The sequence below is a fragment of the Wolbachia endosymbiont (group A) of Tromatobia lineatoria genome (assembly GCF_964028565.1).
GTDB lineage: Bacteria > Pseudomonadota > Alphaproteobacteria > Rickettsiales > Anaplasmataceae > Wolbachia > Wolbachia pipientis.
In genome coordinates, this window is sequence record NZ_OZ034791.1 from 481,680 (window position 1) to 503,876 (window position 22,197).

Annotated in this window: 21 protein-coding genes; 13 read left to right on the top strand and 8 right to left on the bottom strand. The window is 34.9% G+C overall.

The features are described 5' to 3' along the window. The first annotated feature begins 239 nt into the window (after positions 1-239). Positions 240-1,166, top strand: a complete 927-nt coding sequence (locus ABWU48_RS02505; RefSeq protein WP_015589129.1) for a hypothetical protein — start codon at positions 240-242, stop codon at positions 1,164-1,166. Here the strand turns inward: ABWU48_RS02505 and ABWU48_RS02510 are convergent. Continuing rightward, entirely contained in the window at positions 1,155-2,066 is a 912-nt protein-coding gene (locus tag ABWU48_RS02510; protein WP_353288481.1) for an Rpn family recombination-promoting nuclease/putative transposase, read from the bottom strand. The two genes, ABWU48_RS02505 and ABWU48_RS02510, sit on opposite strands and share 12 nt — an antisense overlap. 581 nt (positions 2,067-2,647) lie before the next feature. Here ABWU48_RS02510 and ABWU48_RS02515 point away from each other — a divergent pair. The 10 genes from ABWU48_RS02515 (at position 2,648) to ABWU48_RS02560 (ending at position 11,658) form a co-directional block, all read left to right on the top strand. Beyond that, positions 2,648-2,932 (top strand): transposase, encoded by a 285-nt coding sequence (locus tag ABWU48_RS02515; RefSeq protein ID WP_038198869.1) that lies wholly within the window; start codon positions 2,648-2,650, stop codon positions 2,930-2,932. A 147-nt stretch (positions 2,933-3,079) separates the two neighbouring features. Continuing rightward, the gene (locus ABWU48_RS02520) at positions 3,080-3,295 is read left to right on the top strand and encodes an IS3 family transposase (RefSeq protein WP_245836010.1); all 216 of its coding nucleotides are present in this window, start codon (positions 3,080-3,082) and stop codon (positions 3,293-3,295) included. An 84-nt stretch (positions 3,296-3,379) separates the two neighbouring features. Further along, positions 3,380-3,544 (top strand): DDE-type integrase/transposase/recombinase, encoded by a 165-nt coding sequence (locus ABWU48_RS02525; protein WP_156768661.1) that lies wholly within the window; start codon positions 3,380-3,382, stop codon positions 3,542-3,544. Continuing rightward, positions 3,534-3,698, top strand: coding sequence for an IS3 family transposase (locus ABWU48_RS02530; protein WP_080717614.1), 165 nt, complete (start codon positions 3,534-3,536; stop codon positions 3,696-3,698). Before ABWU48_RS02525 ends, ABWU48_RS02530 begins: the two co-directional genes overlap by 11 nt. Positions 3,699-4,551: 853 nt before the next feature. Continuing rightward, positions 4,552-5,316: a cytochrome c oxidase subunit II gene (gene coxB, locus ABWU48_RS02535; RefSeq protein WP_010962498.1), complete on the top strand. Its 765-nt coding sequence runs from the start codon at positions 4,552-4,554 to the stop codon at positions 5,314-5,316. Positions 5,317-5,331: 15 nt separating this feature from the next. Further along, positions 5,332-6,882 carry a cytochrome c oxidase subunit I gene (gene ctaD / locus ABWU48_RS02540; RefSeq protein WP_010962499.1) on the top strand — a complete coding sequence of 517 codons (1,551 nt, stop codon included), beginning with the start codon at positions 5,332-5,334 and terminating at the stop codon, positions 6,880-6,882. 1 nt (position 6,883) lies between these two features. Beyond that, a complete protein-coding gene (locus ABWU48_RS02545; RefSeq protein WP_155968887.1) occupies positions 6,884-7,771 on the top strand; it encodes a heme o synthase in 888 nt (295 codons plus the stop codon). A gap of 175 nt (positions 7,772-7,946) precedes the next feature. Beyond that, a complete protein-coding gene (gene rnhA, locus ABWU48_RS02550; protein WP_151807582.1) occupies positions 7,947-8,384 on the top strand; it encodes a ribonuclease HI in 438 nt (145 codons plus the stop codon). Next, the gene (locus tag ABWU48_RS02555) at positions 8,377-11,319 is read left to right on the top strand and encodes an AsmA-like C-terminal domain-containing protein (protein ID WP_353288482.1); all 2,943 of its coding nucleotides are present in this window, start codon (positions 8,377-8,379) and stop codon (positions 11,317-11,319) included. The genes rnhA and ABWU48_RS02555 overlap by 8 nt, the downstream gene beginning before the upstream one ends. A gap of 216 nt (positions 11,320-11,535) precedes the next feature. Next, positions 11,536-11,658 carry a hypothetical protein gene (locus ABWU48_RS02560; RefSeq protein ID WP_255703183.1) on the top strand — a complete coding sequence of 41 codons (123 nt, stop codon included), beginning with the start codon at positions 11,536-11,538 and terminating at the stop codon, positions 11,656-11,658. A 223-nt stretch (positions 11,659-11,881) separates the two neighbouring features. On the opposite strand, the gene groL is transcribed toward ABWU48_RS02560, so the two are convergent. Together groL and ABWU48_RS02570 are read right to left on the bottom strand one after the other, a co-directional pair. Further along, positions 11,882-13,531 (bottom strand): chaperonin GroEL, encoded by a 1,650-nt coding sequence (groL, locus tag ABWU48_RS02565; RefSeq protein WP_010962503.1) that lies wholly within the window; start codon positions 13,529-13,531, stop codon positions 11,882-11,884. A 100-nt stretch (positions 13,532-13,631) separates the two neighbouring features. Continuing rightward, positions 13,632-13,913 carry a co-chaperone GroES gene (locus tag ABWU48_RS02570; RefSeq protein ID WP_173862895.1) on the bottom strand — a complete coding sequence of 94 codons (282 nt, stop codon included), beginning with the start codon at positions 13,911-13,913 and terminating at the stop codon, positions 13,632-13,634. 186 nt (positions 13,914-14,099) lie between these two features. Here ABWU48_RS02570 and ABWU48_RS02575 point away from each other — a divergent pair, with 186 nt between their 5' ends. Next, positions 14,100-14,906 carry a YgfZ/GcvT domain-containing protein gene (locus tag ABWU48_RS02575; RefSeq protein WP_015589111.1) on the top strand — a complete coding sequence of 269 codons (807 nt, stop codon included), beginning with the start codon at positions 14,100-14,102 and terminating at the stop codon, positions 14,904-14,906. A 772-nt stretch (positions 14,907-15,678) separates the two neighbouring features. Here the strand turns inward: ABWU48_RS02575 and recJ are convergent. Genes recJ through ABWU48_RS02590 form a run of 3 tightly spaced genes read right to left on the bottom strand, consistent with a single transcriptional unit; the run spans position 15,679 to position 17,855 of the window. Further along, entirely contained in the window at positions 15,679-17,418 is a 1,740-nt protein-coding gene (recJ, locus tag ABWU48_RS02580) for a single-stranded-DNA-specific exonuclease RecJ (RefSeq protein WP_264706129.1), read from the bottom strand. A gap of 60 nt (positions 17,419-17,478) precedes the next feature. Continuing rightward, complete coding sequence (locus ABWU48_RS02585; RefSeq protein WP_353288483.1) at positions 17,479-17,712, bottom strand: hypothetical protein; 234 nt, start codon at positions 17,710-17,712, stop codon at positions 17,479-17,481. Then, entirely contained in the window at positions 17,709-17,855 is a 147-nt protein-coding gene (locus ABWU48_RS02590) for a hypothetical protein (RefSeq protein WP_353288484.1), read from the bottom strand. The genes ABWU48_RS02585 and ABWU48_RS02590 overlap by 4 nt, the downstream gene beginning before the upstream one ends. A gap of 34 nt (positions 17,856-17,889) precedes the next feature. On the opposite strand from ABWU48_RS02590, the gene ABWU48_RS02595 reads away from it, so the two are divergent. Continuing rightward, positions 17,890-18,846, top strand: coding sequence for an IS5 family transposase (locus ABWU48_RS02595; RefSeq protein ID WP_209472359.1), 957 nt, complete (start codon positions 17,890-17,892; stop codon positions 18,844-18,846). A gap of 735 nt (positions 18,847-19,581) precedes the next feature. On the opposite strand, the gene ABWU48_RS02600 is transcribed toward ABWU48_RS02595, so the two are convergent. Continuing rightward, on the bottom strand, positions 19,582-20,841 hold the full coding sequence (locus tag ABWU48_RS02600; RefSeq protein ID WP_010962509.1) for a cbb3-type cytochrome c oxidase subunit I: 1,260 nt from the start codon (positions 20,839-20,841) through the stop codon (positions 19,582-19,584). 34 nt (positions 20,842-20,875) lie between these two features. Beyond that, the gene (locus ABWU48_RS02605; RefSeq protein WP_353288485.1) at positions 20,876-22,171 is read right to left on the bottom strand and encodes a Na+/H+ antiporter NhaC family protein; all 1,296 of its coding nucleotides are present in this window, start codon (positions 22,169-22,171) and stop codon (positions 20,876-20,878) included. Between the last annotated feature and the right edge of the window lie 26 nt (positions 22,172-22,197).

The window sequence follows — 22,197 nt, forward strand, 5'->3', positions numbered from 1 at the left end:
ATATATATAAAAAGCACTTATTTTAATGAGTATTTATATCCTGCTGGTAATGGTCTTAGCCATGATAGGGATAGAAGGAGAGTATTTACTTGGAGGCCAGGGGGCAAAGATAGTTCATGTCAATGGAAATTTGAACCTGAAGGTAACAACATATATATAAAAAGCACTTATTTTAATGAGTATTTATATCCTGCTAGTGATTATCTTAGCCATGATAGGGATAGAAGGAGAGTATTTACTTGGAGGCCAGGGGCAAAGATAGTCCATGTCAATGGAAAATTGAGGATTGTGGATCTACTCGCAAGAAGCGTGATGTACAATATAGTATTACAAAAGAAGCTAAGTGTGATCTATCTTATGATAATGCATCAGACAATTCATCGCAAAGTGACGAAATAGGCTATAACAAAATAGGAGCTACAAGCGGAGCAAGTAAGCCGTCTTCATGGATAGATGCTGTTAAAGGTGTTTTTCAGTTTATCTCTTCCCCTTTAAGGGCTGCGTTGCCTTCATTTTCAGAAAATAGCTCTAGCCGTTCTGGTACAGCAGGAAGTAGCTCCAATCATTCTGATACAGTAAGAAACCCAAATATCCAATATACTAGCCAATTTAGTCGTGAAGTTTGTGCGAGTAATAATGCTAGCTTGATGTTTTTCTTGTTACAAGCTTTTCTAGATAAAAAGTGTCCTCTTCCTAAGTTTTCTGATGTTAATCCTGTAAAGGCTCTTTTTTACACATCGGATATTATAAAGTCGTTCAAGGAAGTATTAGAGAAGCAAGCTGAATCGAAAGGTGGTATAAAAATGCACCGCTTAGATATTAATTTTGAGAAATTATTTGAGAAGATTAATGAAAAAATTAGGAGTGGTGAATTTAATGAAATTTCAGGGATTTTAAAATCATACGCAGAGGAAGCATTGCCTGGTAGAGAACCCGGAGATCCCGGTAGATTAAGTCCGAAAAAGTTTGATAAGTTTATGGCTGAATTTAATAGAAGAATAGACCCAGTAATAAATCAATTAATGCAACAAATGTTAAGCAGATTAGAAGTAAGTGACGTAAAAGAACAACAAATAAGCTTGGAGCCTAAAAGTTATCTAAATAATACTTCTGTTCAATGTCATTTAACTCAAGCTAGAGGTCAAGGTAAAGTATTAATTCCTTAATTTTTGAATTTCATCTATCGAAAGGCCGGTAATTTGAGCGATAACATCAATAGAGACACCGGCCTTAAGTGAGTTCTTTGCCACTTCGATTTTCTCTGCTTTTCTGCCTTTTTCATGTCCGATTTGGATGCCTTCTTCTTTACCTTCTTCTCTACCTTTTTCAGTAGCATCATCAAGTTTTTGAGCGAGGACAGCCTGTTCATCAAGAATACGTTTTATTTCCTGTTCATAGGCAATAAATTCTTTTTCTGACCAGTTAAATCTATTTAGTTCTTCATAGGCCTTTTTAATTATTACATCACTACCTATTATTTTTTCCAGCTCTTCTTCACTAGTCTCATCTGCATATCGAAAAAAATAAACCCATTTTTCAACTATATTTTCCAACTGATCTTCCTTGTTCTTTGGAAATTTTGGCAACTCAATAAATATAAAATAGAAATCTTTTAGATCATGCTCATTAGTGTCTTCATCTCGAATAGTATGCTTTGATTTGTACTCAGATTTATTAGGAAACAGCACACAATCTGCTATAGCAATAAAGATAATTTCCTTAAGGTTATGGTATTGATCGCCCTTATCAGCTTGTCTTGAATAAGCTTTAGCTGCATAGTATTGGGCACGTTTTTCAAAGCCTTTAGTTTTAGCGACCTGCATCTCGCAAATGTATTGAGCACCTGTAGAATCTCTACAGAGAACATCAACAATACTTTGCTTTTTAGCGGCGATATCAGGGTCTTGAATAGTACTTAAAAACTCTATATCCTTTATTTCATTTTTACCAGTAAAGCCAAGAATATCATTGAGGAAGTGAATAAGGATATCTTTATTTTTTTCAGTACCGAAGATACGCTTAAACGATACATCATTTTTGGGATCAAGAAACTTAGAAAAAGTCATAAGAAAGAACCTTAAAAAGCATTAATAATTATACATAATTCTGAAGAAATGTTCAAGTTTTTTATTTTTTTAAGTTTTGAATGCGTTGATGAAAAAAATGTCTCCCATAGATGGCTTTAGAATGCTACTACGCACCTTAGACGTCCTTTTTGTACATCTTTTATTAACCCTTCTATAAAGCGCCTTAAAAGGCCGGCAAATGGATGCTATGAGTTTGGAGCTGTAGGAGACATCAAAGATACCCTTTTTGGTGTATAAAAATACGAATCTACGACAACATCGTTTAAAGAAATTAGCAGCTATTAATATCTTCTACCTTTTCATAAAAAAATAAACAAAAAAAAATTGAAAATTTGATTTGACTTCACCCAAAAGCTATGGCTTTATGCCAATACTGCTAAGAAAATAACAGTAAACATTTAAAAATAATTTATTATTAGTGAAGGGTATATTATATGAACAATAAGAATAAAAGTAAAGATCGTAAAAAAGAAATAGAGTTCCGAATTGACCTTACCCAGAAAAAGTGGAGAGAAAGAAAGGAGTTTTTTCGGGTAAAATAAAATTTTGGAGGATTAGAAATGGCAAGAGAATACACGGCAGAATTCAAATTGGAAGCTGTTAAGCTGGCAAATGAACAAAGAAAGGTAGGTCAACCAGTTGCAAAAGTAGCAAGAGATCTAGGAATAAGGGATAGTGTATTAGGAAAATGGATGAAGAAATATAACGAAAAAAAGTCAGCGGCAAATGCATTTCCAGATGTAGCACCTTATGACAAAGAGAGATTTGATTTACAGAAAGAGTTAGCAAAAGTAACAAGAGAAAGAGACATTTTAAAAAAAGCCCTGGCCAGTCAAAAAGAGTAAAATATTTTTTCATAAAAGAGCATAGTAAACACTATAAAGTGCAGGAATTATGTAGGGTTTTCTGCTAGTGGCTACTATAAGTGGACTACAAGGAAAATAAGCAGTAGAGAATCAGCAAATAAAGAGTTATTAGCAGATATTCAAAAAATATATCAAGCTTCTAAATGTAGATATGGAGCTCCTAAAATTCATGCTGAATTAAAGGCTTTGGGTAAAAGTTGCAACTTAAAAACAGTGCAAAGTATTATGCAGAAAAATGGTATTCAGGCTATATTGAGAAGAAAATTTAAAATTAAGAAACAACAAACGGACAGTAGCTCCCAATATATTAGACCAAAACTTTATTGTCGATCAACCAAATAAAGTATGGGATTACTTATATAAAAACCAAAGAAGGATGGCTATATTTGGCAACAATAATCGATCTATATTCACGCATGGTAGTTAATGAGCAGTTCAATAAATAAACAATTGGTTATGGACTCTTTATTAATGGCCGTTAACAAGCGTAAACCTGCCAAAAATCTACTATTACATAGTGATCAAGGTTCACAATATACTTCGCAAGGTTATCAATATCTCTTATCCATAAAAAACATAGATGAGTCATAAAGGTTGTTGTTACGACAATTCTGTTGTGGAAAGCTTCTTTAGCTCATTGAAAAGAGAAATACTTATTGATACTTCACAACACTCTGCTCAACAAACTAGAACTGCAATATTTGAATACATAGAAATTTTTTATAACAAACAACGTCACTATTAACTATTGCATTCCTGAGCATTTTGATTCATCATTCTCTTTGTGAAAAACATTCCAAACTTTCTCTCCACTTTTTCTGGATAAGGTCAAAAAAAACGCCGATATTTTAGTACATAGTAAATAGCCAACCACCACGGGGCTTCTTTTGCCTTTTTTTTTATTTGGTAAATTTCTTAATGTTTATGGCTAAACGACAATCGTCATCCCGCTACGTGTTAGCGGGATCTATGCTTTGAGATACTGCGAATGAATCGCGGTATGATGGTTAAGTAAGGGATCTATGCTAAGAGATGCCAAAGACCTTCATGAAACTTTGCCCATTTGGCTTCTCTAAAGATTTCGTTTACAGAATCTAGTAACTCAGCTATGCAGAATAAAAAAAGTTTGTATGGTATACAAATAGTGTGTTTTTTTTATAATTATTTTCTATAATACATAAACCTTTGGTCCAAGCTGTAAATGCCACCATAGGCATTAAAAGTTAATTAACAAACTGCAATGTATAATGAAATAAAGAAACTTGTAAGACTTTGATCTTACAGATTATAAACTTGTCATAAAGTTTAATAGTGTCTGTTACTGCTTTTAGGTGTGAGGCTAGAGGGTTATTAGCAGTAACAGACACTATTAAACTTATTATAGAACTTACTTAAAGTAAATACTTAATTTAAAATATTATAATATTTTTACTTACAATAGATTTATGTAAATGCTTTTTTCCTCAATTAGTATTGTACTATTATACTTGTTGAATGCTAAAAAATTATTAACCATCACTAATCTCTATTTGCATAGTAAGTTTATATATACTATTATACAGTATATCACTTAGTTTTATAGCAAACAAATAAAAGATATGGTGAAGTTATTTGCACTATTGATAATATTTTACTCAAATATATCTGTTGCCTCTGCTCCTACTTCCTGGCAATTTGGATTTCCTGCTCCTGCAACTGAAGTAATGGAGGCTGTAGTTAGGTCACATTCGTTTGTGATGCTTGTGATGGTTACAATAATGCTTTTTGTGTGGGCGCTGCTTGCTTATATAGCGTTTCGCTTTCGTAAAAGCAAAGTAACAAACATAAGTAAAACTACCCATAGTGTTCCTTTAGAAATTATTTGGTTTGTTATACCAACTATCATTGTTGGAATATTAGCCTTTGAAAACGCTAAATTACTGAAGCTACAGGAAGAAATACCGAAAGCTGATATAACACTGAAAGTTATTGGCCATCAATGGTATTGGAGTTACCAATATCCAGAATATCAAGGTGTGTCATTTGATAGTTATATTAAGGGAAAAGAAGACTTTATCGAAGGAGATTTAAAGCTATTCTCTGTTGATAACAACATCATTTTACCCGTTAATACTAACGTTCGTTTACAAGTTACAGCAGGAGATGTGATACACAGTTGGGGAGTACCGGCTTTCGGTGTAAAAATTGATGCGATACCAGGTAGGCTGAATGAGGCGTGGTTTAATATCAAAAAGCCTGGTGTTTATTATGGGCAGTGCTACGAATTGTGTGGTCAAGGCCATGGATTTATGCCAATTGTTGTTGAAGCAGTAAGCAAAGAAGATTTTAATAAGTGGATTGAAAATAGAAAATTAGTGAGTTAAATTTGGAGTATAGATATGAGTGACGTACCAAAGGGCATAAAGCGTTGGTTGTTTTCCACCAATCATAAAGATATAGGGACACTGTACATTATTTTTTCCATATTAGCTGGAATTATTGGTGGATTATTATCGGTGATTATTCGCACTCAGCTAATGCACATTAATATACTTAACAATAACTATCAATTATATAACGTAATGGTTACAGGGCATGCGTTGATAATGGTGTTTTTTATGATAATGCCAGCCCTCATGGGAGGATTTGGTAACTGGTTTGTACCTCTCATGATTGGCGCACCAGATATGGCATTTCCTCGTATGAATAATTTAAGTTTTTGGTTATTAGTGTCATCTTTTATTTTGCTCATTCTCTCAGTGTTTATTGGTGAAGGTCCAGGTACAGGTTGGACTTTATATCCACCTCTATCACAGGTAATGTCCCATCCAAGTGCAGGAGTTGACATTGCTATACTTGCACTTCATGTTGCTGGTATGTCGTCAATTGTTGGGGCGATCAACTTTATAGTTACTATATTTAACATGCGCACAAAAGGAATGTCATTAACTAAGATGCCACTGTTTGTTTGGTCTGTCTTGCTAACAGCATTTATGTTGATTGTTGCCTTACCAGTGCTTGCCGGTGCTATAACTATGCTTCTTACTGATCGCAATATTGGTACTTCCTTTTTTGATCCTGCCGGTGGCGGCGATCCTGTGTTATTTCAACATCTATTTTGGTTTTTTGGTCATCCAGAAGTTTACGTAATTATTTTTCCTGCATTTGGCATCATAAGTCAGGTTGTATCAACTTTTTCTCACAGACCTGTATTTGGTTACATAGGGATGGTTTATGCAATGATAGGTATAGCAGTATTTGGCTTTATGGTTTGGGCTCACCATATGTTCACTGTTGGGCTTAGTGCTGACGCTGCTGCATTTTTTAGCACTACCACAATTTTTATCGGTGTTATAACTGGTGTAAAAGTCTTTAGCTGGATTGCAACTATGTGGGGTGGAGCAATTGAGTTTAAGACCCCTATGCTATTTGCACTAGGTTTTATTTTCATGTTTGTTGGCGGTGGCATAACGGGAATAATTCTTTCTCATGGTGGAATAGATAAGCTCCTGCACGACACCTATTATGTTGTTGCTCACTTCCATTATGTCATGTCACTTGCTGCATTATTTGGAGCTTTTGCTGGCTTTTATTATTGGATTGGTAAAATGTCGGGTAAACAATATAATGAGCGCTTAGGTCAAATCCACTTTTGGCTTACTTTTATTAGCACCAATATCACTTTTTTACCTCAACATTTCTTAGGATTAGCTGGTATGCCAAGGCGTATACCTGATTATCCTGATGCGTTTATCCCTTGGAATTATATATCCTCAATTGGTTCGTATATGTCCTTTGTTTCAGTTATGTTTTTTGTGTTTATAGTTATACATCTTTTTAAATGGGGCAAGAAAGCTGGAGATAATCCTTGGGAAGGTGACACCTTGGAATGGACGGTATCTTCACCACCGCCTTTTCATACTTTCGAAAAGCCACCAGTGGTAAAATAGAATGTACACAAGTGTTTTGCTAAATGTTGAATCAACAATACTGGATTTTTGGCGTTTGCTGAAGCCAAGGATAATGTATCTTGTGGTATTTACTGCAGTTGCTGGTATGGTTACTGCACCAGGTAGTATGCACCCTTTTCTAGCACTAATATCTCTTATATGTGTTGCTCTTGGCTCAGGATCTGCAGGTGCTATAAATATGTGGTATGACAGAGACATAGATCTGCTCATGGAAAGGACAAAAAACCGCCCTATACCCTCAGGTAGAGTTTCTGCAGAAAGTGCGCTTGAATTTGGTATAACTCTTGGAATATTGTCAGTATTTATCATGGCAATAGCAGTAAACTATATTTCTGCTGCTTTGCTTGCTGTTAGCATATTATTTTACGTTTTCATATATACAATTTGGCTAAAAAGGCGTACTCCGCAGAATATCGTTATCGGTGGTGCAGCAGGTGCTTTCCCTCCAATGATTGGCTGGGCAGCTGTGACTAATTCTGTAAGTTGGGAAAGTTTCATTTTATTTTTAGTAATTTTTATGTGGACTCCACCACACTTTTGGGCCCTATCTTTAAATAAGTCTGAAGACTATGCAAAGGCATCGATTCCAATGTTCAATATTGTTTATGGTCCGGAAAAAACAAGAAAATATATATTAATTTATAGTGTTTTGCTGGTGCTAACTAGCTTGCTTCCGGCTCTATTTTTGAAAAAGGCTTTACTTTATCTAAGCATGGCAACCTTTGAAGGTTGCGTTTTTATTTGGTACGCTGTATCTGTTATGAAGTTCAAGAATCACAGCTCACAGAAAAAAATGTTTTCTTATTCAATTTCTTATCTATTTTCCCTATTCGCCAGTATTATTTTTTGTTCTATTGATTTATTTTAGTTATGAAAGAACGGCAGAAGCATAAAAACTATTTTTTACTTTTCCTTTTGGTAATGCTCGTTGTCACACTTTTTTTTGTTTCTATAATAAAATTTAAAGGTGCAGCTTAAACTACCTTTAGAAATTGTGCTTTCATAAAAGCAACTATATACTTTGTTAACCGATATAAACAAAGATGAGTAAAAAAGAAGTGACAATATATACGGATGGGGCGTGTTCTGGTAATCCTGGAGCGGGAGGATGGGCAGCTATCATATTATTTCAAGATTACAGAAAAGACATTTATGGTAGAGAAGAAAATACCACAAACAATAAAATGGAGTTAACAGCGGTGATCAATGGGCTGAAAGTATTGAAATTTTCTTGTAATATTAATTTATATACGGATAGTCTTTATGTTAAGCATGGCATAACAGAATGGATAAATAAGTGGAAAATGAATGGCTGGAAAACAAGTAATAAAAAATCAGTAAAAAATATGGAATTGTGGAAAGAGCTAGACAACGTTGCTTCACAACACGAAATTGATTGGAAGTGGGTTAAAGCACACAGTGGCGATAAGTATAATGAGGAGGCTGATAGTTTAGCGAGAAAAGCAATAATCGATGCTTAAAAAAATTACTATATTATTTTCCGTAGTTTTATTGTTCATATTGTGCTTCTTTATTTTTTTAAAGCCTTTAGAAATCAATATTAATTATATTAATTTTTATGTTAAACATAAAATATCAAAAATATTTGTTGGCTCAAGCGTTAATATGGAGAATACCTCAGTTGTTTGGCAGAAAGGTAGCAAAGATCCGTATTTAGTCATTACAGATTTGGCAATAGCAAACCCTAATTTTACTATAAAAGTTCCTGAGCTTTTTGTACATTTTAAGTTAAGTTCCTTATTTAAAGCTAGCACAAATCTCTCTCAGGTTTCAGCTGATAATGTGCATGTATGTATCAATCAGAAAGAAGCTGACTTTAAAGCAGTAAATTTTAATCTGCAAAACTCAGTAAAAACAATAAGGGAATTTTTTTTTGACTTAAGTGCGGATTCAAAAATTGAATTTACTAACATCGCTATTGATAAAAGCACAGAAGATGAATTTTTTATTGATAAATTATATATAGGGAAGGGGGAAGATTTTAATGTTTTAGATATTCATGTGAATACAAAAGATGGAAAGGGATTTTTGGATGATTTATCAATTACGATAAAAAATCGCAACAATTTGCTAAATGTGTACGGGACATTTTATGATCTAAAATTGGGACTATTGAGCAAGTTTTCTACATTAGTTAAAAGCTACAATTTGGACAAAAATATAGGATTCAAAGGAAGCTTCTCAGTGAAAATTAATAAAAAGGATGAAATTGTAGATGGAAATATATACGTATTAAATACAGAAAATTATTTGAACAAAAATTTGGCCTTAACTAATGTAAATATAAATTTAACATATAGTAATGGAATTATTAGTGTAAAAAACTTCCATTTTAAGTTAAATGACACGTATCTCTCTTTAATAGGCAAAATGAACTTTAGTACAAGTCATGCTTTGCTTAGAATTAATATTAGTAAGTTTGCTGCAAAAGATTTATGTACTTATGTACCAGATGGTGTAGTGAATAATAAATTTAAAAGCTGGTATTGTGATAATATTGATGGGGATGTTTTAAATACCATTGTAAGTTTCAATGGCAAAATTAACAATTTGGTTGATGACGATCTGTCAGACATTGTAATTGTTGCTGATATAGAAAACGGTAGCGTAAAATTTGATGAAGATTTTGAGCAAGTAAAGGAATTAAAGGGTGATTTGATCATCAAGAATAACAATCTTAAAATTACTGTAAATAGTGCTAAGTTTCAGAATTTCACTATTAATGGTGGTGATATTGAAATGAAATCTCTCAATAAGGAAAATTCAGTTCTAACCATTAATGGCCAAGCTGTAAGTGATGCGTATGGTTTATATGAGCCTATAAGATTTAAGCTGGATGATGTGGTGAAGGTTGAAAGGGATAAAGTCAGTGGAATGGCAAAATCTATATTTAATTTTCGCATTTTTAATCTAAATGCTGATGACAAAAAAGTAGACTTCTCAGCAAATTTTCATTCTGAAATTGACAATTTGGCCGTCTATAATGCAAGTCTTGGTAAATATGATATTAAGCTTAGTTTTGGCAGTGACTTTATAGATTTAAATGGTAGTGGTATGGTGAATAACACACAGCTATTATTTGACCTGAAAAGTAGCAATAGGAATAAAAGCTTCGCCTGGAATTTGACCGGAGATTTACCCGCTCAAATACTTAATTTTGATGAAAATATAGGTGGCTATGTTAATGCAAATATAGAATCGGTGATAAATCAAGATAAGACTGGACATGTTAATGGTAATATGGATTTATCAGAGCTTGAATCACGTTCAAGTTATTTTGGGTGGAAAAATCGTTTTGAAGATCACAATAAAGTTTTGTTCTCTGTAAAATTAAAAGGTGCCGATGAATTGTTAATAGACAGATTAGATGTTATAGGAGATGACCTAGATATAAAATTCAGCGGAAGAGTAGAAAATGGAAATTTATATTTAAATTCTAGTAGCTTTAAATTGCCTGATAATGATTTTAGTATAGAAATTGAATCAGGTAAGGAGAGAAATGTTATAACTGTTCATGGTGAGGAAATTAACTTAAGTGATATTTTAGGCTTGCTTGGTAAAAACAGTAATGGATTAAACAAAGATATAGAGATTAGTATGAATGTTGACAATGTAATGATGAAAGAAGGCATCGTTATCAAAAATGCTAAGCTGAATGTAACCTGTACTAAAGGTAATTGCAATGGAAGTCAATTTACAGGACAGTTTCTAGAAGATAGCAGCAACATACTAGCGGAATACAGTGGAATAGGGCTCGAAATATATGCGGATAATGCAGGTATACTTTCGCGTTCCTTAGGCATTAGTAAATCAATTAAAAACGGCAAATTGTCTTTTTATCTCTCTCCTCAGAGAGAAAGTGGAGAACATTATGGTACGTTATCCATTAGCAATTTCTACATCAAAGATGCTCCACTACTTACTACTTTATTGTCGATGTCTTCATTGCCTGGCATTGTAAATGCCATAAAAAATGAAGGTGTATACTTTTACAAATGTAATGCACCTTTTTCATACAAAGATGGCACTATTGAAATTGAAGAATCTTGGCTTGAAGGGGCGGAGTTAGGTATTAGCACTGGTGGTAAGCTCGATATTAAAGATTATAAATTCCAGGTTGCAGGACAAGTAATACCAGCATATTCAATTAATAAATCTTTGTTAAAAATTCCTATAATTGGAAAACTTCTTACTGGTGGGAAAAGTAGGGGAATCGTTTCAATAGACTATAAAGCAAGTGGTGATGACAAAAACAATAACGTATCTGTTGATCTTATCTCTTCGCTAACTCCAAACCTATTAAAGAGGTTATTGGGAGTGTTTGATCGCATTATGACAAAAACTAACGAAAGTGGCTTAAAAGGTGGCGTGAAAAAGAAATTTGGTTCGATATGACCAAAAGGGAAGTTATTTAACAAAATTATGGACAAAAATGCAAGAATTTCAGAATGATCTACCTGGTTTTTTATTTAGTTGTTTAAGTAATACCACTCCCTTTAACCTCTCTATATTTGCTGAACAACTAAAAAGGGTAGGGGGGTGGTTGTAAATTGTATCTGTTCAGCAGAGTGGCAAAATAAGGTAGACGAGAAAAGACAACTATAGGAACAAATGGGTGTCATGCCAGTGCGTGACACTGGTTTCCATCCAAAAGGGTGTCATTCCAGTGTCAGCTACTTTCATGACATTGTTTACTATGTGCCATATTGTAATGTTCGTACAGTTGTGGAATGAATCGCGGTATGACGTGTTGCTTGGGTCAGCTATAGTATAAATATACTAGGGGTTATAGTTTTCTTATGCTGCCTTTTTGTTATTAGACAACCACAATATAAAGGAGTGAAACGGATGCAAACAGTAGTGCATTTCTGCACCAAACGTATTACCTTTAACGAATAGTAAAATGTGAGATTTTTTGGAACTACCGTGGAGCAATTGCTCCACGGTTTCATTCTACTTAGAATCCACCCATGCCACTCATTTCTCCTGCACCCATAGGAGATGAAGCATTTTCTTTGCTTGGTACATCAACTATCATAGATTCAGTAGTTATCAGCACACTCGCAACAGATACCGCTGTTTCAAAAGCAATACGCACCACTTTTGCTGGATCAATCACACCAGCTGTAAACGCATTAGCATAATTCATAGCCTCAACGTTGTATATAAGCTCTTTATCATTCTGCTTAATCAAATAGTCAATTATAACAGCAGATTCAAGACCAGCATTTTTGACTAACCTTCTAATTGGAGCACTGAGAACTTTCTTGATAATGTTTATGCCTATTTGTTCCTCGTCACTTGCACCTTTTAATTTGTCGAGAACAGATGAAGCATAAAGAAGCGCAACCCCACCACCTGGAACTATACCTTCTTCAATTGCAGCTCTTGTTGCATGCAGCGCATCTTCGACTCTATCTCTACGTTCTTTAACTTCCACTTCAGTTGCTCCACCAACTTTGAGCACAGCAACGCCACCTGATAATTTCGCTAAACGTTCTCTTAGCTTTTCTTTATCATAATCAGAAGTTGAAGTTTCAATTTGAGATTTAATCTGCTCGATTCTAGCTTTCACACTGTCAGAATCGCTATTTTCGCTGACAACTGTGGTATTATCTTTAGTAATTTTAACATTTTTAGCCGTACCAAGATCATCAAGCGTGAGATCTTCCATCTTGATTCCAAGTTCATCTTTTATGACGTACTTAGCACCAGTTAAAGTTGCTATGTCTTCGAGCATCTCCTTTCTTCTGTCACCAAAACCTGGAGCTTTTACTGCAGCAACTTTTAAACCACCACGCAATTTATTGATAACTAAAGTGCTTAATGCTTCACCTTCGATATCCTCTGCAATAATAACCAAAGGTTTACCAGATTTAACAATAGCTTCAAGAATAGGAAGTAAAGGTTGAATAATATTTAATTTTTTCTCTGTAATTAATAGATAAGGATTATCAAGCTCCACGATCATTTTTTCATTATTTGTAATAAAATACGGAGAGAGATAACCGCGATCAAATTGCATGCCAGTAGTCAGCTCAACTTCTAACTCTTTTGAACCTTTACTCTCTTCAACAGTTATTACACCCTCTTTTCCAACTTTTTTCACGGAATCAGCGATACTGTTACCTATATCCTTATCACCATTTGCAGAGATTATTGCAACTTGTGCCACTTCGTCTATTTTCTCTAGAGAAATTGTACGAGACATTGACGCAATTTCCTTTAATATTACATCTTTTGCCTTCTGTATTCCGTTTTTAATACCAACACGATCGTTTCCAGCAGCAATTGATTTTGAAGCTTCCATTATCATGTTGCTAGTTAGTATTGAGCACGTTGTTGTACCATCACCAACTTTATCGTTACATTGAGAACAACTTTGTGCAAAGATGCTTGCTATCGCAGCGTTTAATGGTTTTTCAGGCTTGATACCCTTCATCACCTTATAACCATCTTTTGTAATTTCTGGTGCTCCATAGGGCTTATTAATCCCTACTGTTTTTCCTCTAGGTCCTGCAGTTATTGCTACCGTTGAATCCACTATTGCTGCAACTTCACGAAAGGCTTCTTGCAACTGCTCACCTGATACTACTACATTAGTCATTTTTATCACCTCTTGTTAATAAAAAATTTAGAAAACTATAATAAAATTACTTACAATGCACTATGTCGTGCTTTGTTTTAGTTTAGTAAAATAAAGACTGCTACTTAATGACAGCAAGTATATCGGACTCTTTCATCACGATAAGCTTCTCATTATTATGTTCTATTTCTGTACCAGCCCATTGGCGATAGAACACTTTATCACCAGCTTTCACAGTTAAAGTTACGCGTTCGCCACTTGAATTGCGTGAACCTTCACCAATTGCTATAACTTCACCTTTAGTAGGTTTCTTTTCAGCACTTGATGGAAGCACAATTCCACCTTGCTTTTCTTCGCTAATAGGCTTGATCAGCACGCTATCATCTAATACATTTAAACTTATACTTGACATTTGTTTTTCCTCATCAACAAATTAACTTATGAGTTTATATATATATACTCGTAAGTTAGATTTCAAGGGCTGGAGCTTGTAAAATATGCACGCCATTATAAAATATGCACGCCAAAAGCAGTTTCTAAAAGAGCCTAATGTTATATAATAAAATTTAGATTTATTTGTAGAGATTTCATGAGTTATATACCATTTTTAAGTCGTGGTGTGATAGTGCTATATGGGCCTGACACTAGAGATTTTCTGCAGGGTATTATAACCAATGATATTAATAAGTTGGATAGCCAAAAAGCCATTTACTCTTTATTGCTTAGCCCTCAGGGAAAATATCTATATGATTTTTTTCTTATTGAATATGGTAAATACACCCTCTTAGAGTGCGAAAACATGCACTTGCAGCAAATAATCGAGAAACTGGATTTGCTTAAAACTTACTTGAGAGTGAAGATTAAAGACGTTAGCGCACTATATAAGGTTGGAGTTTTGTTTAATACTAAGTTGGCGGAGTGTAGTGGTAAGTCACAAGTTATTTTTCAAGATCCAAGGCACAAGCTGCTAGGAATGAGGATCATACATAAAGATGAAATAAAAGAGCCGGTTGGGGATTTTACTCAGTATGAAAAAGTCAGAATTCAAAATCTCGTTCCAGATGGAGCGAAAGATATGGTGCAGAATTCATCGTTTCCGCTGCAATTTTTAATCGATAAAGTAAACGGTATAAGCTTTAATAAGGGGTGTTATATAGGTCAGGAAGTTGTAAATCGAATGAGCAGACAAGAAATATTCAGAAGAAAACTTTACCTTGTTGAGGGGGATAACGCACTTCCAGATATTGGCACTAAAGTGACAAATGAAAACAATGAGGAAATAGGGGAACTGCGCTCTAGTGTAGACAACATTGGATTTGCATTGCTTAATACTGGAAAGAGCCATGCAAATTTATATGCAGATGGAGTTAGGTGCGTTAAGACGTTGAAGTCTTAAGGTAGCGCATATAGAAACGAAAAACTTGCTTGACAAACTCCGCCAGCCCCCTTATCATGGTATTGAAGGTATTCAGTTATCTTCATCTGTGCAGATTAAACAGCAAGAAAACAACGTAGTTGGCGTCTTATTTTTAATTTTTTGCACTATGTGCACCTTATGTCTTCACAACATTTCTGGGTTTTTACCTATATAAGCTGAAACGCGCTTATAAGTCGTTTAAGACAGTATAGTACGCCAATTTGCAGGATTAGAGAGTGACAACTAGCTAACACGGGGTTTCTTTTGCCTTTTTTTCTGCTTAGTAAATTTCTTAAACATTTGCAGCGTAGGTTAGTTGCATTCAAAAGCAGCTAAATTGCAGTGTTTAAGACTTAAAAACGCCAATACTGAAAATAGACAATGACTAGGGTTTCTTTTGCCTTTTTTTTCATTTGGTAAATTTTTTAATGTTTATGGCTAAACGACAACCGTCATCCCGCTGCTTGTTAGCGGGATCTCTTGTTAGCGCCGCGGCGGTATGACGGTTCGTGGCGGCGTGACGATAAGCTCGTCATCCCGCTACTTGTTAGCGGCTAAGAGATACCGCGAATGAATCGCGGTATGACGGTTAAGTAGGGTGTCATCCCAGTGTCACGCACTGGGATGACACCCTCTTGGATGGAAATCAGTGTCAGATAATTTCATGACACCAGTTGTTGTAAACTCACTTTTTCTCGATTTTTTGGTTTATCTTGTCTACCTATTTTGCCACTCTGCTGAACAGATACACTCAACTAATGGTCAATACATCTTCTATTAAAAATTGTACAAATTCATTGCCATTCCAGTAATTCATAGAGATTTTACCCAAAATAGCTTTAACATTACCCTGCATGATAGCAGAGCCAAGATGAGTATTTGCAGAACGAAATGCAATAGCTCTTACCATAACATTATCATCAGCAATAAAACATTTTATATGGTCAACTCCTATAACTTCAGGCTTTCTTATCTTTGCTCCTTGGATAATAAACCTTGGTTCAGGATTTCCAACTCCAAATGGTCCCAAGCGTTGCAGTTGGTTCCACAGAGATAAGTTTATTGCTTTAGCAGTTACTATACTATCAGCTTTTAAAGTTTTCTCATTTATAGAGTTTGAAAATCTTTCAGTAAAAAAATCATGCAAATCATTTATTTTGTCTTCTTTAATTGAAAATCCTGCCGCCATACTATGGCCACCACCTTCAATAATCAAATTTATAAACTTTGCGGAAAGGACTGCAGCACCGATATCAACTCCCAAAATTGATCTACAGCTTGCTTTTCCTATTCCATTATTTAAAGATATCACTACTGTTGGCAAGTGAAACTGCTCCTTTAGCCTTGATGCAATTATACCAATTATTCCCTGGTGCCAATTGCCACTTGTCATTATAAAATTCGCACCTGATTGGGCAGACTTTTCCGCTTGTGCTGTAGCTTCCAAGAGAGCCTCATTTTCTAACACTTTTCTTGCATTATTCAAATCTATTAATTTTAGCGCGATTGAATGTGCCTCTTCATCATCATCGGTGGAAAGCAACCTTGCACCAAGCGATGCTTCTCCAATTCTTCCTCCAGCATTTATGCATGGCCCAATACTAAACCCTAATCGAGAAACACTTGGTTTTTCAAGGATTCCCAAAGCATCAAATAAAACACGCAAGCCAACGTTTTTTCTTGTTGACATAACTTTTAATCCTTGTGAGACAAGTGCTCTATTGAGGCCTGTGATCTGCATAACATCACAGACAGTTCCCAGGGCAACCAAATCCAACAGATCAAATAAATCTGGTTCTTTTTTGTTGGTAAAAAATCCTTGCTCACGTAGGCTTTTATTAAGAGCAACAATTAGCAGAAATGACACTCCAACTGCTGCTAGGTTATTATAAGGAGAGCTCTCATCAAGGCGGTTTGGATTCACAACTGCTACGGCGCTTGGTAATTTTTCCGTACCAAGGTGATGGTCAACAACTATAATATCAAGACCAAAAGCCTTTGCATCTTCTATTGGTTGATATGCAAGCGTACCACAATCAACGGAAATACATAAATCAATTCCATTCTTTTTAAGTTGTAATAAAGCATCTGTGTTTAATCCATAACCCTCATCAACACGATCTGGAATGTAGATTATAGAGTGTATATCGATTGCTCTCAGGTACCTGTTAATCAATGCTGACGACGTTGCACCATCAACATCATAGTCACCAAATATTGCAAGGTTTTCATCATTTTTTATTGCCCGTATTATACGAGAAACAGCTTTATCCATATCAAGAAGGTGAAAGGGATCTGGTAATAGCGATCTGATTAGTGGATATAAGAAGTCGCTTGCATTTTCTATGTTAACACCACGAGTAACCAATATTCTTGCTAATATTTCTGGTAACTCAAATCTCTGTGTAAGAGTTAAGATTTGCCTTTGATCTGCTTCTTGCAACTTCCACAATGCATTTGTTATGCTGCGCTTTTCAATTTCAAGTAGCATATTCTTTCTTTGTAAATAAAACTACTTTACCAGAATTTTTAAGCTTGTTCTATAATTGTATTAGACTTCTGCATAACCTAAACTAAGTAGAAAAAAGGTATCATCTAAGTAGCTGACACTGGTCTCCATCCAAGAGGGCAGTAGCCCCTTCGGTGTCATTCCAGCGCGTGACCAGGTCTTTTTAGCTATCATAGGATGACAGAAGCAGACACTCCACTTTGTCATTCCAGTGCCTCCTTTTTTTGTCATTCCAGTGCCTTGACTATTTGGATCCAGGAAAAAGAATGGTGTCATCCCAGTGCCCCTATGATGTCATCCAAGTAGCCTCCCTCTCCTGTCATCCCAGTGCTCCTTTTTTTGTCATCCGAGTAGCTGACACTGGGATGGCTTTGTTGCATAGCAACTGAAAAAATCTGGTGGCTACTGACAAAATTCATTATAAAATAGCCATTTAACCTTGAAAGAAAAAATATGCCACAAAAAATGAGGGTCAGTAACCATAGCGAATATAACAAATTTCTAGAAAAAAGAGGAAATATTTTTCATTATATCAACGAAGCCATAGAAAAGTGGTACGAGAATGGTCCAAAAATACCAGGTGGCAACAATATTTATAGCGATAAAGTTGTAATTTTGGTGCACATAATAACTTGTTTATTTAGAATAGGCCTGAGGCAAACAGTTGGGTTTATAGCAGGATACCTTGAGCAAATTGGGAAAAATTTGCAAGTTATCAGCTATTCACAATCATCAAGAAGGTTTAAGAAACTCAATATTAAGATCAATGATTGCAGAATTGATAAAAATAATATGGAAGATATCGAAATTGCTATAGACAGTACAGGAATTAGTATATACAACAACACTCCTGGTCATAGCAAAGAAAATAGCGAAGATAGAAAGTATCGCAGCTATGAACAGACAAGAAAATTGCATGTAATGTTGAATACAAACAGCAAAAAAGCCATAGCTGTAAAATACAGTAACGGTGTCTACTCTGATCACTATGGAGCTTGTGATTTGCTAAAAGAAGTCGATTTTCAGTATGTCATAAAAGTACTATATGCAGATAGGGCATATGACAGAGAAAAGCTCTATAAGCTGTGTAATCAATATGGTATAAAAACGAAAATTCCTCCGAAAAACAACGCAGCAGAGCATCCAAAGTTAGACTATATGGCTGAGAGAAATTCTGCAGTCAAGCTCATAAAGTCATATGATGAAGATAGTATAAAGAAGTGGAAAAAAGAGATGAGTTATGGAAAAAGATCTTATATAGAAAGTTTTTTCTCGCGACTGAAACAAACATTCGGGTTTAGTTTTAGGAATAAATCTGAGACAAATAGAGAGAAGGAACTACTTGTTAAATGCTATTTGCTCAATAAGTTCACTGATATTGGTATGGCTAAATTTGAGATAGCTTCATAAATTTATTGTGCGTTACCTACTATCCGAAGAGCGATGCAACAAAGCCCACTGGGATCCAGGAATTTTATTAAGTTGGTAAGCATAAAAGTGTTATGTAAAATACAACGTTCTTGATGGGATTGCGTGAAATGCTGGATCCCAGTGTCTGGGCACTGGGATGACAAAGGAGGACAGTGTCAGCTACTCGGATGACAAAAAAAGGAGCACTGGGATGACATCATCCTTTTTTTGGGGTTCCAGCGTCACGCGCTACCTTCCGTATAAATATTAAAAAATTTACCAAATGAAAAAAAAGGCAAAAGAAGCCCCGTGGTTGGCTAATTACTTACATTATACTTTCAAGTATGGCGTTTTTTTATTCTAAACGCTTAATAACCGCGATTTAGTTGCTTTTAAGCCGCAACTAATCTAAATTATAAACATTAAGAAATTTACTAAACAGAAAAAAAGGCAAAAGAAACCCTAGGGTAGCTAGTTATTCACTATCCATTTTTTAAATCGGCGTTTTTTGATGTTTTAAATGCTTTATAAGCGCATTTCAGCTTATATTAGGTAAAAACCTAGAAATTTTATAAAGACATAAGGTGCACATAGTGCAAAAAATTAAACATGGGACGCCAGATACGTGAGTTTTTTTGTCATTTAATCTGTACAGAGAAGATAAATAAATAGCTTCAGTTTCATGATAAGGGGGCTGGCGGAGTTTGTCAAGGAAGTTTTTTTTGTTTCTATGGGTCAGTTGGTACGCGCTTTGCCTTTTAACAGATGTAAAAGCACAATTATTACGAACAACATTCCACCAACAACTGATATAGCGCCACCTATAATGAAGCACGTGCGTGCTAACATTGACGAAATACTTGGCAGATCTGCAACCTTCCTTAAAGCACCATATCCACCAAGCCACACAAGGCCAGTGATATGGAGAAAATGCCCTATACTGTAGGCATAAATCTGTAATCTTACCATGGAACTTTTTATCTCTTTAAAGTTTAATTTAGGTAACATCCAGTAGACAAAATTCATAAAAGCTATAGTGATACCAACTACAGAACCGTGATAATGAGCAGGAATCGTGACATTACCTTCAATAGTCAACACTCCGAGCACATCTCCATAAGTGAACAACAAAAATGAATGTAATAAATAGTTGCTTTTATCATTAATAAAAGTTCTGATGTTGTAGCACACTAATATTATCAAAAAGCACGGCAAAACTGCTCCAGCAATCCTCATATGCCAAGTAAAAAACTGTATTAACTTGGCACTATCAACTGGATAAACAAAATATACAAACGGTGCGCCTACAGCTAAAATCGTGTTTATAAATAGTGGTAAAATAGTAATTTTATTGTTTGAAGCTAAACTAATATCATTGGAACTTAGCATTATTAAATAGACTAAAAACATTCCTTGAGTAAAAGCAAACTGCAATAAATGTCCGCCTCCCCAAAAGAGATATTCGTAAAATAAATTATTATCTGAGTGATATAGACCTGGAGGCATATTATTATATGCTAAAACAAAGCAAAGAAATGACGATACAAGTATAATAACTAGCCCAATTTGCCCAACAGAGAGAAATGAAACCTCTTTTTTTGATGTGTATGCTAGCATTGTATTTACTAATATACTGGCAATAAATAAACTGAGTCCAAGTAAAAATAATTTGTTTTGTAATACGGGAATATAGTTACTTTTGATAACTTCAGTGTTTGGAACGAATGCGGATATAAACATGAGCAGCATCGAAAGGGTTGATAGAACCCATGAAAAGTTAAACCAACTATTGGTATTTTGTAGGTTTATGATAAAGAGCAGAGATATTATAGAGCACATCCACACTAAAATTGACAAGTTCACGTGTATTACCAGCGCATTATCAAAAATATATTGTGCAGAAGGAACAAGAGAGGAGATAAAAGGCAATCGTAGAAAAATAACAATTATTGACAGTAACCCAGAGCAAGCAAGAGCACATACTGCCAAGAACATCCATTTTCTACAGAGCGGAGCGTTGTCTTGTATATTAAGCACAATCTTTTTTCTCAATTTTGTTCAATACAATATATAACACTGCAATAATACCTAAAACATAGCAATAGTATACGTGTGGCACGACTGCCAAAGGTGAAACTCCAGCAATAGTGCTAGCCAAAAGCAATTGAGCGCCATACGGTATTAATCCTTGAAATACACAAGAAAATATGCCTAGCCATGCTGCACTATAGTGAGGCGGTATTTCATATTTCTTAGCAATATCTCTAGCAATTTCACCACTAAAAATTATAGCGATGGTGTTATTTGCAAGTAAAATATCAAATATGCTGACTATTTTTGCAATAAATAATTGCGCAGTTTTTTGTCCACCACGTTGTATCATAACCCAAGATGAAAGTTTATCTGCAAGCTCCTTAGAATTTTTACCTACCAGTCCTGAAAGCCCGCCAACCATCAATGACAGTAGCATAATTTCATGCATACTCATAAACCCTTTGGTGATGTTTTGGCTTAAAAACAATAAACCATGATTGTTGTTATTTATAAATCCAATGATTCCAGCAAAAGTTATGCTTAAAACCAATGCCGTAAATACATTTATTCCAAAGTTTGCAAGCAATATAAGTATTATGTAAGGAGTCACAAGCAATAAAGAATACTCCTTAACTGAAATAGCAGCACTATTGCTTGAGCTATAAAATAATATAATTATTGTGAATATAGAAGCAATTAGTGCCACTTTTGCATTCAGTTTTAATTTTTTCTTTATATCAGCCTTTTGAGACATCACAGATGCAATTGTAGTATCAGAGATAATAGATAAATTGTCGCCAAACATTGCTCCTCCTACAACGGTTGCAACTCCTAAGGAAGGAGAAATCCCAGCTTGTGTCAGTTCAACTGCAATAGGAGCAATTGTTGCAATGGTGCCCATTGATGTACCAATAGCAGTGGAGATGAAAGCTGCTACAAAAAATAATCCTATGAGTAAAAATTGTGTTGGTATAAATGAAAGAGCCAAATTAACTGTGGCATCAGCACTACCGATTGCTTTAGTTACTTCACTGAATGCACCTGCAAGTAAGAAAATGATACACATAGTGATAATATTACGATCTCTTACCCCATCTAGAAAGGCATACATTTTTTCTTCAGTATTGCCCTTGTATAAAACCCAACCCAGAGCTATGGCAGGAACAATGGATACCAGTGGAGATAACTGATAAAAAGCATTTGACACGCCAAGAATAGTAAAATATATACCACTTCCTACAAAAAGAAATAGGAACAGTAAAATAGGCAAAAAATTTGTAAGATAAAACATACCTCTACTCCAGCTCTGATAAACGC

Bases quoted from the DNA above. Each gene is read 5' to 3' on its own strand.
- ABWU48_RS02510 (WP_353288481.1), bottom strand. From the start codon at position 2,066: ATGACTTTTTCTAAGTTTCTTGATCCCAAAAATGATGTATCGTTTAAG.
- ABWU48_RS02515 (WP_038198869.1), top strand. From the start codon at position 2,648: ATGGCAAGAGAATACACGGCAGAATTCAAATTGGAAGCTGTTAAGCTG.
- ABWU48_RS02525 (WP_156768661.1), top strand. From the start codon at position 3,380: ATGAGCAGTTCAATAAATAAACAATTGGTTATGGACTCTTTATTAATG.
- ABWU48_RS02530 (WP_080717614.1), top strand. From the start codon at position 3,534: ATGAGTCATAAAGGTTGTTGTTACGACAATTCTGTTGTGGAAAGCTTC.
- coxB (WP_010962498.1), top strand. From the start codon at position 4,552: ATGGTGAAGTTATTTGCACTATTGATAATATTTTACTCAAATATATCT.
- ctaD (WP_010962499.1), top strand. From the start codon at position 5,332: ATGAGTGACGTACCAAAGGGCATAAAGCGTTGGTTGTTTTCCACCAAT.
- ABWU48_RS02545 (WP_155968887.1), top strand. From the start codon at position 6,884: ATGTACACAAGTGTTTTGCTAAATGTTGAATCAACAATACTGGATTTT.
- rnhA (WP_151807582.1), top strand. From the start codon at position 7,947: ATGAGTAAAAAAGAAGTGACAATATATACGGATGGGGCGTGTTCTGGT.
- ABWU48_RS02555 (WP_353288482.1), top strand. From the start codon at position 8,377: ATGCTTAAAAAAATTACTATATTATTTTCCGTAGTTTTATTGTTCATA.
- ABWU48_RS02560 (WP_255703183.1), top strand. From the start codon at position 11,536: ATGGGTGTCATGCCAGTGCGTGACACTGGTTTCCATCCAAAAGGGTGT.
- groL (WP_010962503.1), bottom strand. From the start codon at position 13,531: ATGACTAATGTAGTAGTATCAGGTGAGCAGTTGCAAGAAGCCTTTCGT.
- ABWU48_RS02575 (WP_015589111.1), top strand. From the start codon at position 14,100: ATGAGTTATATACCATTTTTAAGTCGTGGTGTGATAGTGCTATATGGG.
- recJ (WP_264706129.1), bottom strand. From the start codon at position 17,418: ATGCTACTTGAAATTGAAAAGCGCAGCATAACAAATGCATTGTGGAAG.
- ABWU48_RS02585 (WP_353288483.1), bottom strand. From the start codon at position 17,712: ATGACACCATTCTTTTTCCTGGATCCAAATAGTCAAGGCACTGGAATG.
- ABWU48_RS02590 (WP_353288484.1), bottom strand. From the start codon at position 17,855: ATGAATTTTGTCAGTAGCCACCAGATTTTTTCAGTTGCTATGCAACAA.
- ABWU48_RS02595 (WP_209472359.1), top strand. From the start codon at position 17,890: ATGCCACAAAAAATGAGGGTCAGTAACCATAGCGAATATAACAAATTT.
- ABWU48_RS02600 (WP_010962509.1), bottom strand. From the start codon at position 20,841: ATGTTCTTGGCAGTATGTGCTCTTGCTTGCTCTGGGTTACTGTCAATA.
- ABWU48_RS02605 (WP_353288485.1), bottom strand. From the start codon at position 22,171: ATGTTTTATCTTACAAATTTTTTGCCTATTTTACTGTTCCTATTTCTT.